Consider the following 9,005-nt stretch of genomic DNA (forward strand, 5'->3'; position numbering starts at 1 on the left):
TGGCGGGACACCGCACCGCCAACTAGCCTCGGACCAGGCTCGGCGGGAGGCGGTGGCGGTGGGCAGCGCGGGTGTGCCGGTGGTGGTGGGTCTGGACAACGGCGGCACGAGCAACAACGCCACCGTGCTGACGGTCGACGGCCGGTTCCTGGTGGACGGGCTGGTGGAGATCCCGAGCGAGGTGCGGGCCGGGCCGGAGGCGGCGATCGAGGCCCTCGCTCGGGCTCTGGACGGCGTGCTGGCGCTGACCGGGGTGCCCCGCGAGCTGGTCCGCGCGGTCGGGCTGGACACCCCCGGCCCGGCCAGTGCCACCGGGGTGATCTCCTCACGCGGCTCGACCAACTTCTCCCAGCCGGCCTGGCGCGGCTACGACGTGCGCGGCGCGCTGGAGCACCGGCTCGGCCTGCCGGTGGTCTACGCCAACGACGGCAACGCGGCGGCCCTCTACGCGCACCACGTGCACTTCGGCGCCGACGCGATGGACCGCTCCTCGGTCGCCGCGATCGTCGGCACCGGGCTCGGTGGCGGCGTGGTGGAGGGCGGCCGGGTGGTCGGCGGCGCGGCCGGCATGGCGGGCGAGTTCGGGCACGTGCACATCCCGCTCGACGGGCTGCTCGGGCCCGGTCAGGCGGTGCCGCTCTGCGCCTGCGGCTTCGCCGGGGACGCGGAGAGCGTCGCCTCGCTCACCGCCATCGAGCACAACCTGCTGCCGTACTGGCTGAGCCGGTTCCCGGGGCATCCGCTGGCGGCCGAGGAGCCGGCCCGGGCGGCGAAGCTGGTCCGCGGACACGGCGAGCGGGGCGACCCGCTGGCCCGCGAGGTCTTCACCCAGCAGGCCATGGCGTTGGGCCGGTTGTTCACCATCGCGGCCAACTTCACCGACCCGCACGCGTACTTCGTCGGCGGCGGGGTGGTGGAGGCCGCGCCGGAGTTCCGCGACTGGTTCCTGGCCACCGTGCGGGAGCACACCGTGCTCCGTGCCGAGCAGCGCGCGGTGGCCACCTTCGCCCTGGTCCCGGACCGGGACATGGCCGGGGCGCGCGGGGTGGCCATCGCGGCGCTGGAGGCGGTCCGCGGCGGGGCCGCCGCCGGCCCGCTGGTCGCCGGCTGAGCCGCGGCGTCACGGCCAGGTCCGGCGCGCTGGGCTCGACGGTGCCGCCGCGCCCGATCAGGTGCGCGGCGGGGCGCCGGTGAAGGCGGCCCAGGCCGCCGGGGGGAAGAGCAGCACCGGGCCGGTCGGGTCCTTGGAGTCGCGGACCGCGACCGCCTCCGGCAGCAGGGCCATCTCGACGCACGCGCCCTCATCGCCGCTGTGGCTGCTCTTGCGCCAACCGGTCGCCACCGGGCGGCCGCTGTTCGTGCCGTTCATCGCTTCTACCTCTCGTTCAGCAGGCGGAGGAGCTCGTCCCGGCTGGCCGCCGGGCTCAGCGCCACGGTCCGCAGGTGCTCCATGATCTTGGTGCAGGTACGCAGGTCGCCCGGCCGGTCCAGCACCATCTGCCCGGCGACCGTCTCCACCGAGGCGATGATCGGGTCCTCCGGATCCGCGAACTCCAGGATGTGCAGCGACCCCCGCGTCCCCCGGTGGTATCCGGCCGCCAGGGGGATCACCTGCACGGTGATGTTGGGCAGCTCGGCCATCTTCAACAGGTGCTGCAGCTGACCCCCCATCACCGCCCGGTCCCCGACCGGGCGCAGTAACGCCCCCTCGTCGATGATGGCGTCGAGGATCGGCGGATCGTCACCCGTGAGCCGTTGCTGGCGGTCGAGCCGCAGCTTGACCCGCTGCTCCACCTGCTCGTCGCTGAGCGTGTGCGGGCCGCCGCGCATCACCCCGCGGATGTAGTCGGCGGTCTGGAGCAGGCCCGGCACTACCGACGGCTCGAAGTTGGCGATCCCGGTCGCCTCCGCCTCCAGGGCGATGAAGTCGATGGTCCGGCGGTCGAGCAGGTACGAGTAGGAGACCCACCAGCCGGGCTTGCGGGCGTCCTTGGCGAGCTGCACCGCCGCGGCGATCTCGTCGGGGCCCACCCCGTAGAGGGTGAGCAGCGCCCGCACGGTGGCCGGGTTGACCAGCGTCTGCGCGTTCTCGTAGCGGGACAGCGTGCTGCGGGTGCTGTTGATCTCGTCGGCCGCGGACTCCAGGGTGAGGCCGGCTGCCTCCCGGTGGGTCCGCAGGGCGATGCCGAGCCGTCGGGCCCGGGCGGTCTTCGGCGCCATGGATCGATGGTCGCACATCAATGGGAGAGCGGGCATGAGAGAAATTCGATGAGAGTTGCATTCATGCGTGTCCACCTGTCAATCTGTCACGGCGTCCTCACTGCCGGTTGTCGTGGCGACGGTGGTGGTGAGCGACCGGAGGGGATGGGGCGCGCGGCGATCGGGTTTTACTCCCCCACGACCCGATCGCCGCGTGCCCGTACCGGCATGCCAGGCGGGGAGGAGACGCGATGACGGTGACGGCCTGCCACGCCGGGGGTGGACGGGGATGACCCGGTTCCTCGTGGTCCTCACCGACGTGCGCCCCCTCGACGGGGTCTGGCGCAACGAGCGGACCAGCCCCGAACGGCGCCGGCAGGTCGTCGGCGCGAACAACCGGGAGGCGGCGGACCGGATCGCCGGCGCCTTCATGGCGCTGGGCATGGTCCGCGCCGGCCGGCAACGGGTCAAGGTCATCGCGGTCGGGCGCCGGCCGCGGACCCCGGACCACCTGAACTGAACCGGGCCCGCCCCCGGGACGCGGTGACGGGGGCGGGGAGCCGGGCGGCCGGTGGCAGGTCCCGCCACCGGCCGCCCGGGCTCACCACAGCTCGCGCCGTTTCGATCACGCGACCGGGTCGCCGCCGGTTCGTCTCCGCGCTCCCGCGCACGCCCTGTTACTCCCCGTATACGGGTCATTGACCGAATGCCGGCCGCCGCGTCGTCTCCCCGGGTATCGGCTACCGGCGCTCGCCACGCACAGTAAGGTCAGCGGGTGAGCGCCACCGGCGAGCACGGCCAGCCGCAGTCGCGAACGAAGAGGTGACTCCAGTGACCACCCCAGGCAAGACCCGCGTGGCGATCGTCTTCGGCGGCCGCAGCCCGGAGCACGGCATCTCCTGCGTGAGCGCGGGCAGCGTGCTGGCCGCCCTCGACCCGGACGAGTTCGAGGTCGTGCCGGTCGGCATCACCCGGCAGGGCCAGTGGGTGCTGGCCAGCGGTGACCCCGGCCAGCTCGCCATCGCCGACCGGAAGCTCCCGGAGATCACCGCCGGCTCCGGCGCCGAGCTGGTGCTGCGCGCCGACCCGGCGGTGGGTGGCCTCATGGTGCTCGACCCGACCCAGGGCCCCGTGGCGCTGGCCGACGTGGACGTGGTCTTCCCCGTGCTGCACGGCGCCTACGGCGAGGACGGCACCATCCAGGGGATGCTGGAGATGGCCGACATCCCGTACGTCGGCGCGAACGTGTTCGCCTCGGCGGCCGCCATGGACAAGGAGTTCACCAAGAAGCTCTGCGCCGCCGAGGGCATCCCGGTCGGCCCGTACGTGGTGCTGCGCGCCGGGATGACGCTGACCGAGGAGGACAAGGAGCGCCTCGGGCTGCCGGTCTTCGTCAAGCCGTCCCGTGCCGGTTCCTCGTTCGGCATCACCAAGGTCGACGACTGGGCGCAGCTCGACGCGGCGGTCGCGACCGCGCGGGAGATCGACACCAAGGTGCTGGTCGAGGGCGCGATCGTGGGCCGCGAGATCGAGTGCGGCGTGCTGGAGGGCGAGGCCGGCGGGGCGCCGGAGGCGTCGGTGCTGGCCGAGGTGCGGGTGGTCTCCGGCCACGACTGGTACGACTTCGAGGCCAAGTACATCGACGACGCCTGCGAGTACGACATCCCGGCGAACCTGCCCGAGCAGGTGACCCGGCAGGTGCGGGAGTACGCGACCCGCGCGTTCACCGCGCTGGACTGCTCGGGCCTGGCCCGGGCCGACTTCTTCGTCACCCCGGAGCTGGACGTCTACCTCAACGAGATCAACACCATGCCGGGCTTCACCCCGACCTCGATGTTCCCCCGGATGTGGGCGGCCAGCGGGCTGGAGTATCCGAAGCTGGTCAACCGGCTCATCCGCACCGCGCTGCGGCGCGCCGGCCGCTGACCGGTCGCCGCGCCCCGGGAGCCGTCGGGCGCCCCGGGGCGGGCGGAGGGCGTCAGGCGGAGCAGCCGGAAGGGGCGGTCTTCGCGGCCGGCACCGAGGCGACCACCGCGTCGGAGATCGGCGTGACCCACTGGAGCGGCTGCTCGTACTGCTTCGGGACGCGCACCCGGACCGGGGTCTCCCGGTCGACGGTGGTCAGCACGGTGGCGTCCGCCTCCTGCACGGCGTGCCAGCAGACCTTGTTCACCGACCAGACCTCGTCGGTGGGCTGCACCACCGGCGGCGTGCCGCCGCAGGCCACGGTGAGCGCCGGGTCGCCGTACGCGGCGTTCTGCTCGGCGCCCGCGGTGACCGGACGCTGCGCCAGGTCGCGGACGGTCGCCGGGAGCTGCGACACCAGGGCGCGGCACACCGTGGCCGGGCGCTCGGCCAGGACCGGGGCCGGCAGCTCGACCGGCGTGGTCGACTGCGGCCGCACGGCGCTCGCCGACGGGCTCGGCGCGGCGGCCGGGGTGTCGGGGGCGAGCTTGGCGAAGGTGAACCCGGCCACCGCCAGGGTGACCGGCACCGCGACCAGCGTGGCCCAGAGCGCGGCGCTGCGGTTCGACCGGTCGCGACGCGCCGGGCGGGACTCGTCGGAAGCGGGGGAGGACGTGACTTCTTCCACTTACAGCCGCACCACCGAACATGTGAGGGTGCGGGTGATGCCGGGCACCATCTGCACCTTGCTGACGATGAGTTTGCCGAGCTCGTCCACGGTGTTCGCCTCGGTGAGGACGACCACGTCGTAGGGCCCGGTGACGGCGTCGACGCGTACCACGCCGGCAAGGTCCGCGATCAGACCGGCCACGTCACGCGCCCGACCGACCTCCGTCTGGATGAGGATGTACGCCTGTACCACGACTCGACCTCCGTCCGTCGCCGCCTGGGGCGGCCCGAAGGGTGAAACTACCCTACGGAGCGGCCCTGATCTGTATCGGTCGCCGGCGGGACGCGGTGAGTGAGCACACGTCGGGGCAGTGCTGGCGGGACTGCGGAGCTTGAAGAGCGCGACGAGGGGACGGCATGACGGTCGCGAATGTCGGTGAGTTCGGGCTGATCGACCGGGTGACCGCCCGGTTGGCCCAGGGGGAGAGCTGCCTGCTCGGCCCCGGAGACGACGCGGCGGTGGTCGCGGCGCCGGACCGGCGGGTGGTGGCCTCCACGGACGTGCTCGTGGAGGGGCGGCACTTCCGGCGGGACTGGTCGGGGGCCCGCGACGTGGGACACCGGGCGGCGGCGGCCAACCTGGCCGACATCGCGGCCATGGGGGCCACCCCGACCGCGCTGCTGGTCGCCCTCTGCATGCCGGCCGACCTCGACCCGGCCTGGGCCGAGGAGCTGGCCGACGGGCTGGGCGCCGAGGCGGCCCTGGTGGGCGCGAGCGTGGTCGGCGGGGACATGTCCGCCAGCCCGACGCTGACCATCGCGGTGACCGCCCTCGGTGACCTGGCCGGCCGGCCGCCGGTGGTCCGCTCCGGGGCCCGCCCGGGCGACGTGGTGGCCCTCGCGGGACGGACCGGTTGGGCGGCCGCCGGCTACACCGTGCTGTCCCGGGGGTTCCGTACCCCCCGGCTGCTGGTGGAGGCGTTCCGCCGCCCCGAGGTGCCGTACGCGGCCGGCCCGGAGGCCGCCGGGCACGGCGCCACCGCCATGATCGACGTGTCGGACGGGTTGCTGGCCGACCTGGGGCACGTGGCGAAGGCCAGCGGGGTGGCCGTCGACCTGACCCGGGAGGCGTTCGAGGTGCCCCGGCAGATGCGCGACGCGGCGCAGGCGCTCGGCGTCGACCCGTACACCTGGATCCTGGCCGGGGGCGACGACCACGCCCTCGCGGCGACCTTCCCGGCGACCGCGACGCTGCCCGAGGGCTGGCGGCCGGTCGGACGGGTGACCGAGGGCGCCGGGGTGACCGTGGACGGCGGGCCCTACGCGGGCACCGCCGGCTGGGACCACTTCCGCCGGACGGAGTGATCTGCGTCCGATGCCGGGGATCGGGCCTCGGGCGGGCCGGGTCCCGGTCGTACGCTTCAGTCCGTGAGCGAGATCGAGATCGGGGTGCGGCGCTTCGACGCGCCCGAGTCGCAGGCGTTGATCCGGGCGGCCCTGGCCGACCTCGGCCGGCGGTACGGCGGCAGCGGCGACGAGACGCCGGTCGACGCGGCCGAGTTCGAGCCGCCGGCCGGCACCTTCCTGGTCGCCTACCTCGACGGGCAGCCGGTGGGCTGCGGCGGGTGGCGCAGCCACGGCGACGACGGCGAAACGGCCGAGTTGAAGCGGATGTACACCGCGCCGACCGCCCGCGGCCGGGGCGTGGCCCGTGCGGTGCTCGCGGCGGTCGAGGACTCCGCCCGGGAGCAGGGCCGCAAGCGGATCATCCTGGAGTGCGGCGACAGGCAGCCCGAGGCGATCGCCATGTACACCTCGGCCGGCTACGAGCGGATCCCGAACTTCGGCTTCTACCAGGACGCCCCGGGCTGCCTCTCCTTCGGCCGCCCGCTCTGACCCCGGGTCAGCCGACGGTGATCCGGATCTCGCCGGCGGCCTTGCGGGCGGCGCTCTCCGCCTCGGCGGGGGTGGCGCCCCAGGCCAGCAGGTGTCCGCTGCGGTGCGCCGAGGAGAGCAGCTCCGGCACGTGGTCCCCGACCTTCGCCTCGACCTGCACGTCGAGCACACCGGGCACCCGCAGCGCGCCGCGCCGGCCGTCGACGGCGGTGACCCGACCGGGCGGGGCGACCAGGAACTCGACGGCCGCCGCGCCGGTCGGCCGCGCCGGCGGCGTGGGGCGCTCGCCGCGCAGCACCCGCAGGTACGCCTCGATGAAGTCGACCTCGTAGGCGATCGAGACCAGCGCGGTGATCATGTCGCCGGGCATCCGGGCGGCGCACTCGACCAGCGTCGGCACGCCGTCGGCCAGGATCCACTCGCTGTGCAGCATGCCGCTGCGGAAGCCGGCCGCCTCGGCGAGCCGGACCGCCGCGTCCCGGAGCGCCCGCCGCTCCGTCTCCGGCAGCGCGGACGGCACGGTGTGCCCGGTCTCCACCGGGTACCGGCCGCCGGCGATCCGCTTGTCCGTGACGTTGGCGAAGATCGTCTCGCCCTCGGCGACCAGCAGCTCGACGCTGTGCTCCGAGCCGACCAGCAGCTCCTCCACGAGCACCCCGGTGGGCAGGCCGCGCTCGGTGGCCTCGGCCGGCTCGAGCGGGGTGGCGCTGGCCGCCCAGCGCGCGGCGATCTCCGCCGGGTCGGTGACCAGCTGCACGCCCAGGCTGCCGGAGCGGCGGGTGGGCTTGAGCACGCACCGGCCACCGTGCGCCCGGGCGAACTCCGCCGCCCGCGCCGGGTCGTCGACCAGCTCGTACGCCGGGTTGGCCAGGCCGGTGGCGTCGGCGAGCAGCCGCATCCGGTGCTTGTCGGAGAACACGTCCGCGGCGGCCACCCCGGCGCCGGGCAGGCCGAGCCGGTCGGCCAGCCGGGCGGCGGCGCCGACGGCGTACTCCAGGCCGGGCAGGACCAGCCGGGCGGTGGCGAGGCCGGGCTCCCGGGTGAGCAGGGCGTCGGCGTCGAAGCCGGTCTGGTACTCGGCTGGCACCAGCCGGGAGATCATCGGCAGCTCGGCGGCGAAGCGCTCCAGACCCCGGCGGCGGATCACGTCCGGCTCCTCGACCAGGACCACGCTGCCGGGAGGCAGCTCCTGGTCGAACCAGCGCAGCGAGCCGAACGACCCGCCGACCACCACCAGATGCTCCCGCCCCAGGTCCAGCTCCACGGTCGTTCCTCCCCACGCGTGACGCCGGAACGGACGGCCGGCGCAGCAGCCCCCTAACCGGGCCGGCCCGGCCGGCCGCCGGCCGGTCGGCGACCCGTCACCGCGGGGCCGTGGACACGACAGAAGCCGGCGGACCCGAGGGGTCCGCCGGCATCCGACGAAGCTGTGAAGGCGGTGCTACCGCGTCAGGCGCGGGTGACCTTGCCGGCCTTGATGCACGAGGTGCAGACCTGCAACTTCTTGGTGGTGCCACCACCGGCCGGGGTACGCACCGACTGGATGTTCGGGTTCCAGCGGCGGTTGGTCCGCCGGTGCGAGTGGGACACGTTGTGGCCGAAGCCCGGCCCCTTGCCACAGACGTCGCACACGCTAGCCACGGGATACTCCTGGGATTGAAACGTTCATGAGGTCGCCGCCAGGCGCAGCCCGGGCAACCTGGCCAGGTTACCCGATGACCGGCCGGTACGCCCAACCGGCCCGGTCGGCGGCCGACGGCTCCAGTCGCGCGCGGCGTCAGACGCGCCGAGCTGGAGCTGTCGGAGACGGAACCCGCCCAGCGTACCCGGGGCGCCGGTGGGCCGCGCCGGCCCGGGGTTGCCGGACACGCCGGCCGGAAGCGGCCGGGCCCGGCGCGTGTCGGTGCGCGCCAGTAGGCTTCCCGACGTGCTGGAGACCCTCGACGCCCCCGCGGTGCGCCGCTGGTGCGCGAGCGGGCTGGCCGCCCTCCAGCGGCACCAGGGCGAGATCGACGACCTCAACGTCTACCCGGTGCCCGACGGCGACACCGGCACCAACCTGGTGCTCACCCTCACCTCGGCCCAGCAGGCCCTCGCCATGGACCTGGAGACCCTGCCCGACGACGGGCACACCCCGCACGGGCACGCCCTGCGGCTGATGGCCCGGGGCGCGCTGCTCGGGGCGCGGGGCAACTCCGGGGTGATCCTGTCGCAGATCCTGCGCGGCTTCGCCGACGCGCTCGCCGCCGCCCCGGCGGTCCGCGGCCGGCAGCTCGCCGCCGCACTGGCCGACGCCGCCACCGCCGCCTACGCCGCGGTCGCCCACCCGGTCGAGG

General features: G+C 74.7%; 12 protein-coding genes. 6 read left to right on the plus strand and 6 right to left on the minus strand.

Annotated elements, in window-relative coordinates; genetic code table 11:
- Positions 1–58 precede the first annotated feature (58 nt).
- Positions 59–1,111: an ROK family protein gene (locus B0E53_RS29285; RefSeq protein ID WP_107078973.1), complete on the plus strand. Its 1,053-nt coding sequence runs from the start codon at positions 59–61 to the stop codon at positions 1,109–1,111.
- A gap of 57 nt (positions 1,112–1,168) precedes the next feature.
- Here B0E53_RS29285 and B0E53_RS29290 read toward each other — a convergent pair whose 3' ends face one another.
- Together B0E53_RS29290 and B0E53_RS29295 are read right to left on the minus strand one after the other, a co-directional pair.
- Positions 1,169–1,369, minus strand: a complete 201-nt coding sequence (locus B0E53_RS29290) for a DUF397 domain-containing protein (protein WP_107078965.1) — start codon at positions 1,367–1,369, stop codon at positions 1,169–1,171.
- A 5-nt stretch (positions 1,370–1,374) separates the two neighbouring features.
- Positions 1,375–2,220, minus strand: coding sequence for a helix-turn-helix transcriptional regulator (locus B0E53_RS29295; protein WP_107078966.1), 846 nt, complete (start codon positions 2,218–2,220; stop codon positions 1,375–1,377).
- A 268-nt stretch (positions 2,221–2,488) separates the two neighbouring features.
- On the opposite strand from B0E53_RS29295, the gene B0E53_RS29300 reads away from it, so the two are divergent.
- Together B0E53_RS29300 and B0E53_RS29305 are read left to right on the plus strand one after the other, a co-directional pair.
- Positions 2,489–2,719 carry a hypothetical protein gene (locus B0E53_RS29300; protein ID WP_107078967.1) on the plus strand — a complete coding sequence of 77 codons (231 nt, stop codon included), beginning with the start codon at positions 2,489–2,491 and terminating at the stop codon, positions 2,717–2,719.
- 311 nt (positions 2,720–3,030) lie between these two features.
- Positions 3,031–4,125: a D-alanine--D-alanine ligase family protein gene (locus B0E53_RS29305; RefSeq protein WP_107078968.1), complete on the plus strand. Its 1,095-nt coding sequence runs from the start codon at positions 3,031–3,033 to the stop codon at positions 4,123–4,125.
- Positions 4,126–4,177: 52 nt separating this feature from the next.
- Here the strand turns inward: B0E53_RS29305 and B0E53_RS29310 are convergent, their stop codons facing one another.
- Both B0E53_RS29310 and B0E53_RS29315 read right to left on the minus strand, forming a co-directional pair.
- Positions 4,178–4,792, minus strand: coding sequence for a DUF3515 family protein (locus B0E53_RS29310; protein ID WP_107078969.1), 615 nt, complete (start codon positions 4,790–4,792; stop codon positions 4,178–4,180).
- Positions 4,793–5,026: an Lrp/AsnC ligand binding domain-containing protein gene (locus tag B0E53_RS29315; protein WP_013284547.1), complete on the minus strand. Its 234-nt coding sequence runs from the start codon at positions 5,024–5,026 to the stop codon at positions 4,793–4,795.
- 164 nt (positions 5,027–5,190) lie between these two features.
- Between B0E53_RS29315 and B0E53_RS29320 the strand changes: the two genes are divergently transcribed.
- Together B0E53_RS29320 and B0E53_RS29325 are read left to right on the plus strand one after the other, a co-directional pair.
- Positions 5,191–6,138: a thiamine-phosphate kinase gene (locus B0E53_RS29320; protein ID WP_107078970.1), complete on the plus strand. Its 948-nt coding sequence runs from the start codon at positions 5,191–5,193 to the stop codon at positions 6,136–6,138.
- A gap of 63 nt (positions 6,139–6,201) precedes the next feature.
- On the plus strand, positions 6,202–6,669 hold the full coding sequence (locus B0E53_RS29325) for a GNAT family N-acetyltransferase (protein WP_107078971.1): 468 nt from the start codon (positions 6,202–6,204) through the stop codon (positions 6,667–6,669).
- 7 nt (positions 6,670–6,676) lie between these two features.
- Here the strand turns inward: B0E53_RS29325 and B0E53_RS29330 are convergent, their stop codons facing one another.
- On the minus strand, positions 6,677–7,933 hold the full coding sequence (locus tag B0E53_RS29330) for an ATP-grasp domain-containing protein (RefSeq protein WP_107078972.1): 1,257 nt from the start codon (positions 7,931–7,933) through the stop codon (positions 6,677–6,679).
- Positions 7,934–8,118: 185 nt separating this feature from the next.
- Positions 8,119–8,310 (minus strand): 50S ribosomal protein L28, encoded by a 192-nt coding sequence (rpmB, locus tag B0E53_RS29335; RefSeq protein WP_013284551.1) that lies wholly within the window; start codon positions 8,308–8,310, stop codon positions 8,119–8,121.
- Positions 8,311–8,596: 286 nt separating this feature from the next.
- Between rpmB and B0E53_RS29340 the strand changes: the two genes are divergently transcribed.
- On the plus strand, positions 8,597–9,005 hold a 409-nt coding region (locus B0E53_RS29340; RefSeq protein ID WP_146167806.1), incomplete at its 3' end, for a DAK2 domain-containing protein.

This window comes from Micromonospora sp. MH33, assembly GCF_003013775.1.
In the GTDB taxonomy this organism is placed as follows: domain Bacteria; phylum Actinomycetota; class Actinomycetes; order Mycobacteriales; family Micromonosporaceae; genus Micromonospora; species Micromonospora fulviviridis.

What these genes read in the sequence shown, in the direction of transcription:
- B0E53_RS29320 (WP_107078970.1), top strand. Translation starts at nt 5,191, where the DNA reads ATGACGGTCGCGAATGTCGGTGAGTTCGGGCTGATCGACCGGGTGACC.
- B0E53_RS29300 (WP_107078967.1), top strand. Translation starts at nt 2,489, where the DNA reads ATGACCCGGTTCCTCGTGGTCCTCACCGACGTGCGCCCCCTCGACGGG.
- B0E53_RS29290 (WP_107078965.1), bottom strand. Translation starts at nt 1,369, where the DNA reads ATGAACGGCACGAACAGCGGCCGCCCGGTGGCGACCGGTTGGCGCAAG.
- B0E53_RS29295 (WP_107078966.1), bottom strand. Translation starts at nt 2,220, where the DNA reads ATGGCGCCGAAGACCGCCCGGGCCCGACGGCTCGGCATCGCCCTGCGG.